18 protein-coding genes and 2 riboswitches are annotated in these 17,111 nt (G+C 40.1%); of the genes, 12 read left to right on the plus strand and 6 right to left on the minus strand.

Annotation, left to right across the window (positions count from 1 at the left end; translation table 11 throughout):
- Positions 1-21: 21 nt before the first annotated feature.
- Entirely contained in the window at positions 22-864 is an 843-nt protein-coding gene (locus AC503W_RS15340) for an aldo/keto reductase (protein ID WP_427590680.1), read from the minus strand.
- 261 nt (positions 865-1,125) lie between these two features.
- On the opposite strand from AC503W_RS15340, the gene AC503W_RS15345 reads away from it, so the two are divergent.
- From AC503W_RS15345 to AC503W_RS15360, 4 genes are all read left to right on the plus strand, one after another.
- Positions 1,126-1,422, plus strand: a complete 297-nt coding sequence (locus tag AC503W_RS15345) for a hypothetical protein (RefSeq protein WP_494914744.1) — start codon at positions 1,126-1,128, stop codon at positions 1,420-1,422.
- Between the two features lie 41 nt (positions 1,423-1,463).
- Complete coding sequence (locus AC503W_RS15350; RefSeq protein ID WP_494914746.1) at positions 1,464-2,603, plus strand: CAP domain-containing protein; 1,140 nt, start codon at positions 1,464-1,466, stop codon at positions 2,601-2,603.
- Between the two features lie 377 nt (positions 2,604-2,980).
- Positions 2,981-3,133: an anti-repressor SinI family protein gene (locus AC503W_RS15355; RefSeq protein WP_407407404.1), complete on the plus strand. Its 153-nt coding sequence runs from the start codon at positions 2,981-2,983 to the stop codon at positions 3,131-3,133.
- Positions 3,134-3,237: 104 nt separating this feature from the next.
- The gene (locus AC503W_RS15360; RefSeq protein WP_402986727.1) at positions 3,238-3,939 is read left to right on the plus strand and encodes a DUF421 domain-containing protein; all 702 of its coding nucleotides are present in this window, start codon (positions 3,238-3,240) and stop codon (positions 3,937-3,939) included.
- A gap of 66 nt (positions 3,940-4,005) precedes the next feature.
- Here the strand turns inward: AC503W_RS15360 and AC503W_RS15365 are convergent, their stop codons facing one another.
- The 5 genes from AC503W_RS15365 to queC form a co-directional block, all read right to left on the minus strand.
- On the minus strand, positions 4,006-4,746 hold the full coding sequence (locus tag AC503W_RS15365) for an alpha/beta hydrolase (RefSeq protein ID WP_494914749.1): 741 nt from the start codon (positions 4,744-4,746) through the stop codon (positions 4,006-4,008).
- 490 nt (positions 4,747-5,236) lie between these two features.
- Positions 5,237-5,797, minus strand: a complete 561-nt coding sequence (locus AC503W_RS15370; RefSeq protein ID WP_494914750.1) for a VUT family protein — start codon at positions 5,795-5,797, stop codon at positions 5,237-5,239.
- A 52-nt stretch (positions 5,798-5,849) separates the two neighbouring features.
- A riboswitch (PreQ1 riboswitch) is annotated at positions 5,850-5,892 on the minus strand.
- A gap of 153 nt (positions 5,893-6,045) precedes the next feature.
- Positions 6,046-6,774 (minus strand): 7-carboxy-7-deazaguanine synthase QueE, encoded by a 729-nt coding sequence (gene queE / locus AC503W_RS15375; RefSeq protein ID WP_494914751.1) that lies wholly within the window; start codon positions 6,772-6,774, stop codon positions 6,046-6,048.
- Positions 6,767-7,237 (minus strand): 6-carboxytetrahydropterin synthase QueD, encoded by a 471-nt coding sequence (gene queD / locus AC503W_RS15380; protein WP_494914752.1) that lies wholly within the window; start codon positions 7,235-7,237, stop codon positions 6,767-6,769. Before queD ends, queE begins: the two co-directional genes overlap by 8 nt.
- Positions 7,237-7,899, minus strand: a complete 663-nt coding sequence (gene queC, locus AC503W_RS15385) for a 7-cyano-7-deazaguanine synthase QueC (RefSeq protein ID WP_494917363.1) — start codon at positions 7,897-7,899, stop codon at positions 7,237-7,239. Before queC ends, queD begins: the two co-directional genes overlap by 1 nt.
- A 58-nt stretch (positions 7,900-7,957) precedes the next feature.
- A riboswitch (PreQ1 riboswitch) is annotated at positions 7,958-8,000 on the minus strand.
- A 185-nt stretch (positions 8,001-8,185) separates the two neighbouring features.
- Between queC and AC503W_RS15390 the strand changes: the two genes are divergently transcribed.
- From AC503W_RS15390 to AC503W_RS15425, 8 genes are all read left to right on the plus strand, one after another.
- Positions 8,186-9,865 (plus strand): methyl-accepting chemotaxis protein, encoded by a 1,680-nt coding sequence (locus AC503W_RS15390; RefSeq protein ID WP_494914754.1) that lies wholly within the window; start codon positions 8,186-8,188, stop codon positions 9,863-9,865.
- 541 nt (positions 9,866-10,406) lie between these two features.
- Positions 10,407-10,607: a hypothetical protein gene (locus AC503W_RS15395; RefSeq protein ID WP_427688279.1), complete on the plus strand. Its 201-nt coding sequence runs from the start codon at positions 10,407-10,409 to the stop codon at positions 10,605-10,607.
- Between the two features lie 760 nt (positions 10,608-11,367).
- Complete coding sequence (pgsB, locus tag AC503W_RS15400) at positions 11,368-12,549, plus strand: poly-gamma-glutamate synthase PgsB (RefSeq protein WP_494914756.1); 1,182 nt, start codon at positions 11,368-11,370, stop codon at positions 12,547-12,549.
- Between the two features lie 15 nt (positions 12,550-12,564).
- On the plus strand, positions 12,565-13,014 hold the full coding sequence (gene pgsC / locus AC503W_RS15405) for a poly-gamma-glutamate biosynthesis protein PgsC (RefSeq protein WP_494914758.1): 450 nt from the start codon (positions 12,565-12,567) through the stop codon (positions 13,012-13,014).
- Positions 13,015-13,024: 10 nt separating this feature from the next.
- Positions 13,025-14,269 (plus strand): CapA family protein, encoded by a 1,245-nt coding sequence (locus AC503W_RS15410; RefSeq protein WP_494914760.1) that lies wholly within the window; start codon positions 13,025-13,027, stop codon positions 14,267-14,269.
- A gap of 107 nt (positions 14,270-14,376) precedes the next feature.
- A complete protein-coding gene (locus tag AC503W_RS15415; protein ID WP_494914762.1) occupies positions 14,377-15,969 on the plus strand; it encodes a gamma-glutamyltransferase family protein in 1,593 nt (530 codons plus the stop codon).
- A gap of 56 nt (positions 15,970-16,025) precedes the next feature.
- Complete coding sequence (locus AC503W_RS15420; protein WP_494914764.1) at positions 16,026-16,175, plus strand: CapE family protein; 150 nt, start codon at positions 16,026-16,028, stop codon at positions 16,173-16,175.
- 264 nt (positions 16,176-16,439) lie between these two features.
- Positions 16,440-17,066, plus strand: a complete 627-nt coding sequence (locus tag AC503W_RS15425) for a poly-gamma-glutamate hydrolase family protein (RefSeq protein ID WP_494914766.1) — start codon at positions 16,440-16,442, stop codon at positions 17,064-17,066.
- The last annotated feature ends 45 nt before the right edge of the window (positions 17,067-17,111 follow it).

Below are 17,111 nucleotides of genomic sequence, written 5' to 3' on the forward strand. Positions count from 1 at the left end.
CTCGTCTATCTCTGCCTTTCCTTAAAAATCGAAGTTGTCAGGATCTGGTCCGACTCGATGATTCTGATTCATTTCATTCATTCGCGCCATATCTTCTTCCGTTAGTTCAAAATCAAATACCGAGGAGTTCTCCACGATTCGATGCTCTTTTGTCGACTTTGGAATCGTCACGATCCCATTTTGTAAATCCCAACGTAAGATGACCTGGGCCACGGATTTTCCATACTTGGATGCAATCTGTTGAAGGTCCTTATTATCTAATAATTCACCTTGCATTAATGGAGACCAAGCTTCCAATTGAATGCCTTCTTGTCGGCAAAATTCCAGCAATTCCCTTTGAGTTAGACGTGGATGACATTCAACTTGATTGACCATTGGCTTCACTTCTGCTTCATTCAATAAATCCTTCAGATGGTGGATTTGGAAATTACTTACCCCGATCGCTTTTACCTTTCCTTCTTTATAAAGAGTCTCCATTGCTCTCCAAGCTTCTTTATATTTCCCTTCGACTGGCCAATGAATCAAGTAAAGATCAAGATAATCCAAACCTAGCTTCTTTAAGCTAGTCTCGTAAGCAGCGAGTGTCGATTCATAGCCAAGTTCGGAATTCCAAACTTTTGACGTTACAAACAAATCCTCCCTTGCAATGCCCGCTACCTCTAGCCCTTCGCGGATTCCTTGCCCTACTCCCTCTTCATTCGCATAAATGGCTGCAGTATCAATGCTACGATACCCGTGTTTAATGGCTACTTTGACTGCATTCACCAACTCTGGACCTTCCTCCACTTTAAATACGCCTAAACCGAACCAAGGCATTTCGACGCCATTATGTAATGTTGTTGTTGCTTGTAAACTATTGACCATAATCAGAAACCTCCAATTTTTATTATCCACTATAAGAAATGTCTACTGCTTTTGAGGCATCATCCACCTCACCATCCATTATGATATATTTTAGTAGTAAAATACAGTAATGTACTTTAAAGGATAAGGCGTATGGTGATTTTCAGCACCGGGTATGTTGAGCGAGAAACTGAAAATTGACAAAGGAAGGAACCCTTATGTCCCGTGTAGAAAACTATATATAGCGGGGGAACAAGAGGAAATGATTAATAGGAGGAAAACATGAGAGTACTATTTGAGTTAATCCGGATTCTTTTATTATTCGGTATTATCGGCGCATTGTGTTCCGTTCTGTTAGAGAATGTGTATCAGGGTTTCGGAATAGATTATAATCAGTATAGCTACTTCGGTTCTGTGGCCATACTTATATTATTGTTTGTTTTATATAGAAACAAGTTGCAATTCAGTGGGTGGTACAAAGGGAAAAAAGAAAAGCTGCCAAAAAGGGTTACCCAGGTCCTTTTCTTATTCTCCATCGTATTGTTATCTTTACCTCCCCTATTACAGCTTATGAGCTAATCATTTGGGAACGTAATTATATGTGAGTTGGGGTGAACGATGTGCGGAGTGTGATTAATCTATTGATTCTCTTTCTTCTTCTCGGCGGATTTTGGTATGGGTATGGAAAAGACATTCAGGAGTCGGGATTAAAGGCGGGAATCGGATCTTTCACGACGGATGTTCGCTCTCTCTTAACCAAACCTGAAGTATCAAATGCCATTGAAAAACTGAATACCGGAGTCAACCAGTTGATCGGCAAATTGACGGATACAATCGATCAAGCAAGAGATGAGGAACAAACCGAAACGAAAAAGGTGGATAAACCTGACTTGAAGGCCCCTGCTGAATCCTCCTTTTCGGTCCGTAATATCGAGCTTGGCGACACAAAGGAATCCGTCGAAAAGCAGGCAGGTGAGGCCAAACGCCATTCCCTGAACGAATATGGAGTAGAGTGGTTTGCCTATCATGAAAATTATCAAAATTTCTTCATGGTGGCCTACGACAGCAAGAATAGAGTCGTCGGTCTCTATACAAACCAGGATTTGATTTCATCCAAGCAAGGAATCAAACGAAATACACCCAAGGAAACCGTGACGGAAAAATTGGGTAAACCAATAACAAAACTGCTTAAAGGAAATGTATATTACCAGATTCAAAGCAATGGTGAATATGATACGTTCAAAATGGATAACAGCTTCGTCACGATTTTTTATGATAAACATGAGGATAATACAGTCACATCGATCCAAATCATCAGCGCAGGTCTTGAACAGCAAAAAAGCACCTATTTTGCCCCCTCCAGCCCAGAGCTTAAAAAGGGCTTTGAATATCAATTATTCGACTTGACCAATGCCTCAAGGGTCAATCATGATCTTTCCGTCCTGTCATGGGATAAGCAGGTGAAAGTGACGGCCCAAGATCACAGTAAAGACATGGCCGTCAACCAATACTTTAACCATACTAATCTTGATGGGGAATCCCCCTTCGATCGGATGGAAAGTGACAAAATCTCTTTCCGCATGGCCGGAGAGAACCTTGCCGCTGGTCAGAACAGCAGTATCTTCGCCCACGAAGGCTTAATGAATTCCATCGGTCACAGGGAAAATAAATTACAAAAAGACTTTTCTTCACTGGGAGTGGGCGTCGCCTTTGAAGAAGATGAAAAGCCGTATTACACAGAAAACTATTTAAAAAGATAAGCCACTTTACATGCCGTAATCAGGAAAAGCCTGATCGGCTTTTTTATTTTCTTTAATATTCTGTTAATTTAGCATTTTAACTTGACTCCTACTTTATCACTGTAAGATAATACATAAGAGTAATAACATGGAAAAAAGACAGGATAACAGCCGCATCACTACATAGGAAAATGAGTAATGACACTCACGAATAAAGGCCCCATTTACGAAAAGCCTAATGAATATAAGGGAGCCCTGACAAAAAACATCCGGAAAGTCACATAGAAGAAATTGAAAAGTACGGAACAGCACTAAAACCCAAGAAGTCATTTTACTCTCTAACTTGCGCTGCTCTGGGTGAAAATAAAAAATACAAGAGGTAGATTGGGAGGGTGATCATGGAATCCGGGAACAGATTGAAACAGGAGCAACTCGATAAAATATGGCTGGCACTTATAATGGAAGCCAAAAAAAGTGGCCTAACGATAGAACAGGTCAAAAAATTCATCGAGAAGAACTCAAGTGACGAGCCTGCCCAAAAAATACGTTAAAAAAGCGGACTTCCAGGAGTCCACTTTTTTTTCATTTTTACATCTAAATCATTCAAACGCTCATACTAATTCTTAGATAACAAAAACCAAGGACGTGAGCTTAGATGGATTTTTTCTACAGCCAAGACACACTTACTACAATTCAGTGGATTTTGAGAGCCATCATATCATTCCTTTTTTTACTCTTTGCAGTTAAATTGATGGGGCGCCGGGCCATTTCTCAGTTAAGGTTGATTGACTTTTTAATGGCACTGATCATTGGAAATATTCTTGCCCACCCATTATCTGATGAACAGTTAGGCTTAAAGGGACCGATGATCACGTCAGTCGTACTAGTTATTTTATATATAATCAGTGTATTTGTGAGTCTTCATTGGGGCAGACTCCGAAATTTTTTTGAAAGTCCTCCTTTGCCTCTTATAGAAAACGGACAAGTCATCCACAAAAACTTAGTCAAAGCGCGAATTTCTATCGATATCATTTTATCCGAATTAAGAAAGGCAAAAATTGAAGAGATTCAAAAAGTTGCTTTAGCATTTTGGGAACCGGATGGGACTATTTCGTTCTTCTTACTTCCCCAATACCAATCAGTGACCCCTGGTGATATAAAGTTGACCACAAAGCCATTTTCTTTTCCTATAACCATTATTAAGGAGGGAAAGATTGATTTTCACGAATTAAACCGAGTGGGTAAGGATGAAGGATGGCTGAAAAGGAAAGTAACCATGTACAATGCGGACATAACCGATATCTTATTGGCAACTATCGATACTAACGGGAACGTGAAAGTGTTCTTATACAGCTGAATTTCATCAGACAGAAGATTTACATTTAGAAAAAGGCCGCCCAATTTAACTGGCAGCCTTCCCACTTTACCAAATCAAGTTATTTAAAAACCGATGAACATCTTCATAAACTTGCTCCCGCTCTTTCCCCAATGTGATGATATGCCCTGATTGCTCATACCATATCAATTGCCTATGTTGCGTATCGACATCATTGAAGATCATGGGTGCACTTTCCGTATAGTCGGAATCGTCCAACCGGCCCTGTTGAACAAGAGTCGGTGCCGTAATCAAATCCAAATTTTCACTAGTATCTTCTATGATATGCAAAACATCTTTCAACGAGTGCATAGGCTCTTTTTCTAACCGTTTTATTTCTGCATCGATTTGGTCTGGGTCTTTGCCTTCGAATTTTTTGTAGGCCCTGGCATAACTGATCATACGATTATGTAATCGACTCACGTCTCTCCCTTGCATCGGGGCACACATGGAAACGACACCTTTCACAGGAAATTCCGTTCCCACTTTTAAAGAAAAGACCCCACCGAGGGAAATCCCGACAACGGCGATATCCTCGTACCCTTCTTCTTTAAGGAAATGGTACCCATCCACTACGTTTTTCCACCATTCCTTTGGACCTGTATGGATAAGTTCCTCAGCTGGCAATCCATGACCTTTATATAGAGGTGCGTGGCAGGTATAGTCGCGGTCATTGAGATAACGACCCAACTTCTTCATATCTGCTGTGCTTCCAGTAAATCCGTGAAGTAAGAGAACTGCTCTATCTCCACCTTTGTATGTGAATGACTCAGGTGCAATGACTTTCATACTATCTGCTCCTTTTCCTCATGTTATATATATTGAAATTTCTGATAAAATCATTAACTATTTAAAATAATCACCATTACCCCGATTATAGTACCTATGCCTTACTTAGGACAAGTGATGCGGTCCGAAGGACATTTTACTATGACTGGTTTTATTAAGCAATCTAAATTTTCCTTTTTTTAGTTTAGCAATGATGTACCTTATATTTCGAGGTACATCATGTTAATAAAAAGGTACGTAATCATACCGTACCTTTTCCCTTCTTATTATCGATAACCTTGTTTGACTACGCAGGACAGGAATCTAATTTCCTATAAGAAAAACCCGTTTAACAACGGGTTTTGTTTACTCGCATTCTCTCGATTCTAGCTTATCAAGGTTATGCTTTCTGTAGTTGGCACAAGAAAGCTTCAAGCATTCTCCCTGGACTTGCGGACCATATTTCTCGCGAAAAGCCTCCAAGCAATAGCACTTATCTTCTTCTTTAGTATCATCCACCAAGCGCATTCCCTCCATTATTGATCCGCTTTTCAAGCCTTACATGGATTTTCCCCAATAGAATGGCCCCCATTGACTGAATGACCGTTTTGACAATAATCTGACCAACAATCGCGGCAGGTACAGAGGACCACGGCAAGATGTTCGCCCCCAGTGGACTAAGCCCAATCACCACAAATATTGCGGAATCGAAAAATCCTCCAACTACCCCTGAGTAAAATACCCTCCAACTTAATGGTAGCTTCAATCGAGTATATATTTCCGTATCTGCCGTTTCCGCCACCACGAATGAAAGGGCGGAAGCAAATACGATTAATAATGTGTCGCCTAACAAGAATGATACACTGGCTGATAAAATTAATGCCAGGATAATGCACAGATAAGTCCTTGCCCTGCCAAATTTATTTTGAACTAAGTCACGGAAGATGAAGGTCCCTCCGATCAACAATGTCCCCATCGGGATGATGAACATACCAAATTGCAATGGCATAAAAGCGGCTGTGACCACATTCGCGGTCACAATGGACAATAAATACAATAGAACCCTTAACATTTCTTACAATCTCCTTTTATAGGAAAAAACAGCACCCTAAGAAAGAGTGCTGTTCTCCTTAGTTTTTTTGAGAGGGTAGCTAGAACCTCTTCCGCCTCAAGCGGATTATCTTTTTTCCTTTTTCATCTTATCTTGGATACGGGAGTAAATCAAGGATAAAAGTACCCCCTCGCGTATCTAAAGGTAAAGAACATATAATAGAAGAGAAACGGCATTTAATAGAAAGTATGACCTCCCCATCCTTTTCCTTACACGCCCCGTTTATTTCCCCAGATATACGTGTGCAGCTGGGGGAGCACCTTCACATCATTCAGTTCGTCATCGGCAATCACCCGATTAATTAACTGTTCATATTTTCCCAACAGTTCACTGACCAGCTGCCGATCGTCCGTCGTCACGCTGTCATCATTGCCTACCTGCAGGTAATAAGGAATGCCTGGATAGCGGGCATGTACATTCTTCGCATATTGATAATCAGCTTCATCAAATACGACAATCTTCAAAGAAATTTGATTTTCATCCCTTCTATTGGAAAGCTTAGATAGGATATCATCGAGCACTCCAAAATCGGTCTTCATCCTTGAACTTGGCGGTTTTGGTGAAATCGTCAGTTCATCAATATCGAGAAACCAATCCTGCCACCGGCTACCTTGCGTCTCCACGCCAATTCTGATGTTCTTTTCTTTTAAAAGGGTGATTAACTCAGCCATATTCTTCAGGAGGCCGGGATTTCCCCCGGATATCGTCACGAAAGAGAAACCCTTGCCTCCCTTGAGTTTTAGCTCCTCCCATATTTCATCAGCTGTCATGTGGGCGATATCTTCCTTTCCGGTCCCATCCCAGGTGAAGGCGGAATCACACCAAGCACATGAATAGTCGCACCCAGCTGTCCGGACGAACATCGTCTTTTGCCCGATGACCATGCCTTCCCCTTGAATGGTCGGGCCGAAGATTTCCATGACGGGCAGCTTACTCACAGTCCATCCACTCCCGTCTTGCTTCAGCATAACTCGTCGGCGTTTCATAAAGACGGACAAATTCAACCCTAGCCCCTTTATAGTCCTTGTTTTGCAGGGCATCAGCCATCTTTTCATAAATCCAGACGACGATATTTTCAGCTGTTGTATTCATAAGCGGCAGCGTTTCATTCAAATAGCGGTGGTCAAGATGAATGTCGATTTCATTTTTCCAGATTTCTTTGATGTCGCCAAAGTCGATCATCAACCCACGGGAATCATTATAGCCGCTTATGCCAAAAATGACTTTATACGTATGGCCATGCAGATTCTTGCATTTCCCTTCATAATCATGAAGATGATGGGCTGCATCAAACGTGAATTCCTTGCTCACGAGCACCCGTCTTTGATGATAGTTCAATTGATTACGATGAATGTCCTGTTCTATTTTTTGAAGCTTATCGACAATCTTGAACCCATACATTATAGGTTCACCTGCCGTCTAATCACATAGTCATCCAGACCCTTTTTTCGAAGCTTGCATGCCGGACACTCCCCACAGCCATCGGCTATGATTCCGTTATAACAAGTCAGCGTCTTTTCACGAACGAAATCAAAGGCACCCAGTTGATCCGCCATTTCCCATGTTTCTTCCTTATTCAGCCACATAAGCGGCGTATCTATAACAAAAGACTGATTCATCGAGAGATTCAAAGTGACATTCAACGATTTAATGAACACATCCCGGCAGTCTGGATATCCGCTAAAGTCCGTTTCACAAACACCGGTTACAATATGCTTCGCCCCAATTTGGCTTGCAAGCACTCCTGCGAATGACAAGAACAGTAAATTCCTTCCCGGTACGAATGTAGACGGTAACTCCCCTTCTTCCCCATCCGCCACAGCAATGTCACTTCTCGTCAACGCATTCGGGGCCAACTGGTTCAACAACGACATATCCAAAACATGATGAGGGATGTCCAGTTCCTTTGCAATACTCCGCGCACAATCAATTTCCAAGCTATGACGCTGATTATAATCAAACGTCACTGCCTCCACTTCCGAAAAATGCTTCATTGCCCAGAATAAACACGTCGTACTGTCTTGTCCCCCACTAAACACCACTACTGCCTTTTCTTTCTTCAACATTATGATAAAACTCCTTTTTACGGAAAAAAACAGCACCCTAAGAATAGAGTGCTGCTTTTCCTTAGTTTTTTTGAGAGGGTAGCTAGAACCTCTTCCGCCTAAAGCGGCTTATAATCTTTTCTCTATAATCATAACGCAATATGCGTGATCATATCAATATATTCCATAAAAACTAAGAGATTCCCTGTCTTTTCAGCCCAATTTCCCCATTCCTCTTTAAATATTGGTCCCCATTTCCGATAAACAAAAGGTAAAGTAATCTACCGAAAAAGGGGCCGTACACTTGAAAAAGATTAAAACAAAGGTATTGTTAGCATTTATGCTAGTCATATCTTTATGCATCATATTAGGAGCCTATAGTATTTACAGCAGCAATAAGTCTCTTAAACATTCTAGAGATATCATCGACCATGAATTGCCTCTTCTTATTAAAGATGAACAATTACTCTATAACCTTTCGCAAAGAATGGCATTTGTTAGAGGGTATATCCTATTTGGAGATGAACAATATAAAGAGGATTTCCTAGCTTATACCGAAGAAAGCAAACACCTACAAGAAGAGCTATTAGCCTTATCCGACTCTGAGAGAACGAAAGAAATCATTGAAACAAGCATTGATTGGAGAACCATGATTGAAGAACGCGTCTTTACCCAGTATGAGCAAGGAGATGAAAAACAGGCGAAAGAAATATTGCTGAATGAAGTAGCGCCCATAAGCACGGAAATAATGGATGGCTTCAAAGAGCTCGCTTCCGAGCGCGAAAAACTGATCGTCGCTTCCGGAGAGACCGTCATCAGCAGTGGAAAATCCGTTAAAACGACGAGTATCATTTTATCCATCATTACAGTCATAGCAGGGATTGGCCTTGCCCTTGTGACAGCGAACCTCATTACCAAACCGATCCTAAGGATCCGAGACAGGATGAAGCTAGTGGAAAAAGGTGAACTGAACCATGAACCACTTAAGCAGACATCAAACGATGAACTCGGGGAATTGACGTTTTCTACAAACGAGATGCAGAGAAACCTTCGCAATATCATCGAAAACATGCTGAATGTATCCGAATCCGTTACAAGCAAAAGCGAAGAGCTAACCCAATCGGCAAATGAAGTGCAACAAGGAAGCAGTCAAATTGCAACCACTATGTACGAGCTGTCAGAAGGCTCTGAGTCACAAGCCAACCAAGCAACGGAAATCGTCCGTATGGTGGAAGAATTCTCAGGAAAGATCCAAAAGGCACACAGTGAAGGAGAAGAAATTTCCCAAACCTCCACCGAGATCCTGTCCTTAACAAAAGAAGGAACAACCATGATGCACAAATCCGTGCAGCAAATGCAAACGATTGATAGGATTGTGAAACAGGCAGTCGATGAGGTAAAAGGCCTTGATTCACAATCCCAGGAAATTTCAAAGCTCGTTCAGGTCATACAGGACATTTCCAATCAAACCAACTTACTCGCTTTAAACGCAGCCATCGAGGCGGCACGCGCCGGCGAACATGGAAAAGGATTTGCCGTCGTCGCCGAAGAAGTTCGGAAACTCGCGGAACAAGTTACAGATTCTGTGGGTGACATTACTGGAATTATTACAGCCATTCAAACAGGTTCAAAAACCGTCGTTCACTCCTTGGAAGATGGATATACACAAGTAGATGAAGGCACCCAACAAATTACCATTACCGGCCAAACCTTTGAAACCATCAATCATTCAGTGGGAGCCATGAGCACAAAATTACAACACATAACCAATGACTTACACTATATCTCTACCAATAGCATAAAAATCAACCAGGCTGTCGAAGACATTGCAGCCGTTTCCGAAGAGTCAGCAGCAGGCATTGAACAAGTGTCCGCCTCCGCACAGCAATCCAGCTCTTCAATGGATGAAATCACCAATCATGCCAGTGAACTTGCATCATCGGCTGAACAGTTAACAGATCAGGTTAAAAGATTTCAATTATGATGAAAGCCGCTTCCCACGCCTACCTTGTGGGAAGCTTTTCCTTGCATTTAGCTATTCCAATGAAGTTAATAACAAATATATCCTCTCCATTAAAATTGTTTCAATATAGTGAATACGGGGAATAAACTAATAACAACACAAAACAAACTATAATAAAAAATTCACCATGAATCTTATACAGAGAGAAATAATTCAACTAACACTATTATTTTCTGAATATTCAATGTATAATTAATATTACTCTAGTAATATTTACATCAGTAAATAGTAGAATAACTACTTCCTCTCTAGAAGTGTCAGCACACTTTTAAAAAGCATTTGAACCAACTCTTAATCACTCTCATTTGAAACCAAATCAACAGGAGACTCTCTAAACAAACGAGATGGTCTCACATCAATATCGTATTCCAAACCAGAAAACTAAGTATATACAACTACTATCCTAATTTATTATTTCCTATTTTTTAATAAAAGGTTAATTTTCACCTAAAGTGTGTTACTATTAACCTAATACTTTCTAACCAAACAAGGAGGAATTCATATGAAACGATTTTTCAAATTCATAGCAAAGTTAAACGAAGGGAAAGCCCAAGAAGAATTCTTTCGCAACGAATACGAAAATTACTTGAAGATGAATTCTGCCGATAAAGGAAACAGAAGATTAGCCCCTATGCTTTATGTTATAGATGGCGGTAAAAAGGACTCACATCCTGAGCTTTTAAATAGAATAAAATCTAGCTAAAGATAGCATCATCTTAAAATTGATTCGAGACTATCAATTTACAAAAAATACTCTCATCTATAAATAACATTTCATTTGATCCCTTATTATAAATGAATGTAAAAATACTCCAAAAACTCAGAATTTATTCTGGGTTTTTTTTAGTTCTACTATTAACACTATATTAATAGAAGAAACTAGTCTTTTTTTTAAAAACCCTTGTTTCCAAAAACTTTTAAGAGAAGGATTTTGACAATTTATTGATGTCACCTCATAGCCCCTCGGGTATTTCATATTAAAAAAACCCAAAAAATATGGGGGGTGATTTTACTCATCTTTATCCAATCCCAAAAAAGTAGCACTAAATGAGTCATTAGAATCAAAATACAGGAATAAAGAAAAAACAAACTAGTAGATTAGAAAATAAACGCATAAATAGGTATAAACAATTATAAAACAGGAAGGATCGTCTACATTAAACTCCTACAGTAGATACTAGGAATTGGGTTTTTATCCTTATAAAAAGAATTCATTATCCTATAAACATTATTTTTTATTCTCCATCTCATAATAGAATCATCATGAAATGGGGAATCCATAGAGTATTTGTCCTTACATGAATATTATAGCCATTAGTTACCATTACCCTCATTTATAGATTAATTTGGAAATTATTAAAATAAGCTATCTTGCTATAGAAAAACGACCCTTGCTTAATAAGTTTAAAATCATGTAGTGTGTATTCAGTAAATCAAATACATAAATAAAGAGAGGTTAAAAAATGGCACCGATATTTATATGTGCATTATTTTTGCTTGGCTATGGCATAGTCGAACAAAAACGCCATCAAAAGCGTCTCGACTCCATCCCCGTACGTGTCAACGTAAATGGGATCCGAGGGAAATCCACTGTAACGCGTCTTATTACAGGTGTGATCAAGGAAGCGGAGTACAAGACAATAGGAAAAACAACCGGAACTTCCGCAAGAATGATTTATTGGTTTACGGACAAAGAAAAACCGATCATACGTCGTCCAGAAGGACCGAATATCGGGGAACAACGTCGCGTAGTTAAAGAAGTAGCTGACTTAGGAACTGAAGCATTAGTTTGTGAGTGCATGGCCGTGCAGCCTGACTATCAACTAATCTTCCAAAATAAAATGATTCAGGCAAATATTGGGGTTATCGTAAATGTGCTTGAAGATCACATGGATGTCATGGGACCAACATTGGATCAAGTTGCAGAAGCATTCACTGCAACCATACCCTATAATGGTCATTTAATAACCATCGAAGGTGAACATTTAGAGTATTACAAAGAAATCGCCAAACAACGCAATACAAAGGTTATCGTAGCCGATAATTCAAGGATTTCAGAAGAATTCCTACGTGAATTCGATTATATGGTATTTCCTGATAATGCCTCCCTTGCCTTGGCTGTTGCAGAAGCATTGGGCATCGATGAGAAAACGGCATTCCGTGGCATGTTGAATGCCCATCCGGATCCAGGTGCCATGCGTATCACTAAATTTGGAGATGCAAAGCAACCGACTTTCTTCGTTAATGGATTTGCCGCCAATGATGCGTCATCGACATTGAACATTTGGGATAGGGTAAGCACCTTCGGATACAGTACGGAAGCACCTATCGTAATCATGAACTGCCGTCCTGACCGTGTCGACCGTACAGAGCAATTTGCAAGGGATGTATTGCCTTACATAAAATCCGAAATCGTCATTGCCATCGGTGAAACCACTTCACCAATAACAAAAGCATTTGAGCAAGGAAAGTTAGATACAGTAGAATATTGGGATTTAGAAGAATGGTCAACGGAAGAAATCGTTGCCAAACTGCGTCCGGTCATGAAAAACCGAATCGTTTATGGTGTCGGTAACATTCACGGAGCAGCAGAACCATTAATTGACGCATTCATGCAAACTAAAACGAAGCAAAAAGCGAGTTAAGTAGGAGGAACCTTAATGTTTGGATCGGATTTATACGTAGCCCTAGTACTAGGGGTAACACTGAGCCTTATTTTTTCAGAAAAAACGGGTGTTGTGCCCGCCGGACTTATTGTGCCAGGTTATTTGGCATTAGTTTTTGATCAATGGCAAATCATGCTGGTTATTATCATTATAAGTATCTTGACTTATTTCATTGTCGCTCACGGACTTTCAAGATGGGTAATTTTATACGGTAGAAGAAAGTTTGCCGCAATGATGATAACGGGGATTTGTTTGAAACTCATATTGGATTTCGTCTACCCCGTCATGCCTTTTGAAATTTTTGAATTCCGTGGTATTGGTATAATCGTCCCAGGCTTGATCGCTAATGCCATTCAAAGACAAGGAATGCCACTAACGCTTGGCAGCACGCTTTTATTATCCGGAGTAACTTTCGGTCTAATGAACGTGTATTACCTATTCTGAGGTGGATAAAATGAAACGTACTTTAAACGCAAAAGAAAAAACACTTATCTTTACAAAGCGGACGAAGAAAAAGAATCTTAAATATACAGCTATCGTTTTACCGATATTGATCATCGTCTTAGTCGTAACATCTTGGTTGGGACGCACGAAAGACGTGGAGGTTGTTGCATCAAAACCAAACGATATTCTTACGATGTCTATGGTCGGGGATGTAATGATGGGCCGTTATGTTGAAAAAGTAACAGACCAACAGGGATTTGACTCCCTTTACCGTTATGTGAAGCCTTATTTTACTGCTTCTGATTATGTTAGTGGAAATTATGAACATCCTGCATTAAAAACTGATGTTTCTAATTACAAAGTAGCCGACACTGAATATCCACTACACTCCTACAAAAGTGGGGTCCAAGCGGTTAAAGACGCCGGATTCACTGTTATGACACTAGCTAATAACCACTCATTGGACTATCAAGAAGAGGGCTTACTAGACACAATTGATGAATTTGAAAGTGTCGGAATGGATTTTGTCGGTGTAGGGGCGAATAGGAAAGAAGCTAAATCAAACGTCGTCTACGAGGATATCAATGGAATTCGCGTGGCTACACTAGGGTTTACCGATGAAATGCTCGATAATGGAGTGGTCACAAATAATAAACCGGGTATCCTTAACTCCAATCCCGACTTATTATTCGAAATGATAGGAAATGCCAAGGACGCAAAAAAAGGAAACGCAGACTTAGTAGTCGTAAATATGCACTGGGGATTAGAATACGCCACTTCCACTACAGGACGTCAAACGGAATTGGCTAAGGCCATCATCGATGCAGGGGCTGACATTATAATAGGTCATCACCCCCACGTACTTCAATCTTTCGATGTATATAAAAATGGGCTAATCTTCTACAGCTTAGGAAACTTTGTATTTGACCAAGGTTGGACACGTACAAAAGATTCTGCGATGGTTCAGTATCATCTAGCAGAAGATGGACAAGCCACAATTGATGTACTTCCATTGCAAATCAAGGAGGCTACACCAAGACCTGCTACATCTTCAGGTGATAAAGCAAGGGTGTACCGTCAGTTAACCAAGGAAACAAGTGAAAATGTACAATGGTCTGAAAAAGATGATAAGATAGAGATTAAATTGGACCATAAACGTGTAATCAACCATAAGAAAGAACGGGAAGAAACTGCTATAAAAGAAGCAAAAAAAGCAAAAGAAGATCATGCAACCGAAGAAACAATTGAACAGTAAACACTACCATACAACTAGATATTACGTGAATAAGAGTCTTACTAACTAGTACTATACTTAGAAGACACACATCTTAGAAGCTCACACCGAAAAGAGGCGATCAATCAGTGGTTAATCCTTTTACACGGAAAGTACTCCTTTCCCTCTGTTTGCTCATTTTTATAGCAGGATGTTCCAAAACTGACCCTCTTTCTGACACGAATGATACCAATTATCCTAGTAAATCATTAAGCAATAAATCTTATGGAGTCAGTTCTTCCAACCCAATGGCCATAGAAGTAGGAATGCAGATTCTAGATAATGACGGAACCGCTGCCGATGCAGCGATTGCCGTTTCTTATGTCTTAGGTGTAACGGAATTTTATGGATCCGGCATTGGTGGCGGAGGCGGCATGCTGATTGTACCTGAATCAGGAGAACCTAACTTTATAGATTATCGTGAAACATCTCCAAAAGACGCAAATTTACACCATCATACGGGGACCCCAGGCTTAGTCGCGGGAATGAAAGCTGTCCACGATAAGTATGGAAGTATACCCATGGAAGATCTTCTTCAGCCAGCCATTAAGCTCGCTGAAGAAGGATTTATAGTTGATGAGATGTTGACATCCCGTTTATCTGCAGCCCAGGCAAGAGTTTCTTCTAAAGAAACTCTATTGTTCTATCCTGGAGGAGAACCCATTAAACCTGGGGAAAAGCTCGTACAGAAAGAGCTTGCTGAAACATTGAAATTGATTCAAAAAAAAGGGACAGATGGTTTTTATAAAGGCAAGATTGCACGAGATATCAAAAGCAGAACGGACATTGAGTTAAAGGATTTAAAGAGTTATGAAGTAAAGGAACGTGAGCCGGTCCAGGGGACATTTGCGGGGTATGATGTGTTAACGGCTCCACCTCCCTTTTCCGGGACTACTGTCCTGGAAATGTTGAAGCTTGCTGAAGAAACCAACCTAGACGATGCTTCAAGTAAATCCGATTATATGGAATTATTAGGTGCGATTACAAACGCTTCCTACCAGGATCGCATTAAATATATTGGTGATGGCATCAGTGCCAACAAAGCCGAACAATTACTATCTCCCCTTCATCTGAAAAACTTGAAGGACGAGATTTTAGGAAATGACTGGACAAACATCGAGACCAAGGATTCTGAAGAACACGAGAGTACCACGCACTTTGTAATTATGGATAAATACGGAACTACTGTTTCTGCAACAAATACACTCAGTAACTTTTTCGGTACGGGTGCCTATACGAATGGATTTTTTCTTAATGATCAATTAAAAAGCTTCCGTTCCGGCTTGAATTCTCTAAAGGCTAACAAACGTTCAAGATCCTTCACAGCACCTACTGTTCTTAAAAAACAAGGGGAAGAGACTATTGGAATCGGTTCTCCTGGCGGAAATAGAATTCCTCAAGTACTTACACAGGTTCTATTCGCATATTCACGGGATGAAGATACGTTCCAGAATATTGTAGACCGCTATCGGTTCGTCTTTGATGGAAATACTATCTATACGGAATCAAGACTATCCAAAGAGACCATTTCTGCATTAGAAAAGAAACGATTTAACGTCATTCAAAAATCTTACCCCCTATTTTATGGAGGAGTACAAGTCCTTGTTAGAAACGAGAAGGACTACCGATTATCAGGAGCAGGAGACCCTCGAAGGAAGGGTAACTGGCAAGCACAGCAGTAACATTTCCTGCTTCTCGTAAATAAAAAACTTTTATGGATTTATAAGGGGACGTAAAAATGAATATATTAAAAAAAGTAATGGGCTGGATTATTCCTGTCATTCTAATAGCAGTCCTGCTTATCACGATGAATACATTCAAACGGTCTGAAACACTGACTCCGGATGAACAGGAGAAAATAGAACAATATACAAATTTTCAAGAGTGATTTTTCAACAAGGCCAAGCCTACTAGGTTTGGTCTTGTTTTTTTAGCTAACGTTCCGGTTATACACTTGATACGGATAGATCCATTAGCTACACTTGGTTCCTATCAAGTTTAAACGTATCCTCCCCCCTTCTCTCCTACGATTATGTAATCCATGATCACGGACACCGCCATAGTTATTAAGTGATAGTCACACCGCTCCTTTTCTATTTCATCCTCAACAGTATAGAATATAAGAATGCCAATAGATTTGGGGGGAATAATCATGCAGGAAAATGGCTACTCAAGTTTTGCAGAATTAAAGCAATATGAAAAAGAGAACTCTGATTATTGCATTACCGTTTTACACCGTAATCCGGAAATAGCCGTTATGGCCATCCATGGAGGCAATATAGAACCGGGAACAAGTGAAATTGCATTTGCTCTTGGAGAAAGACTGAATGCAAGCACGTATCTATTTGAGGGTCTGAAACTAAGGGATAACGGTAAACTTCATATTACCTCCACAGCTTTTGATGAACCAACCGCTATGATAGTAGCAAATGATGCAAAAACAATTCTATCTATCCATGGTTATTCTGATTTGCATGAAGAGTTGGTCTATCTCGGCGGCAAGAATGATACGTTCAAAAAGTTGATTGAAATAGCCCTCAGAAACGCTGGATTTCAAACAGCTGATGCTCCAATGCATCTTCTAGGAATGAGTAGTTCCAACATTGTAAACCGGTGCCAAACATATGAAGGAGTTCAATTGGAGTTATCGACAAAACTCCGAAAACGTTTTTTCAGAGATGATGACTTCACCAGAAAAAACAGGCATAATCATACTCAGCTTTTGTATCAATTCGTCAGTGCCATAGAAAAAGCCACGATTGACTATAAGCAAAAGTAAAAACGTATTCACCAAAGGAATCCCGGTGATTCACTAAGCTCCAAA

Source organism: Peribacillus suis, assembly GCF_059384845.1.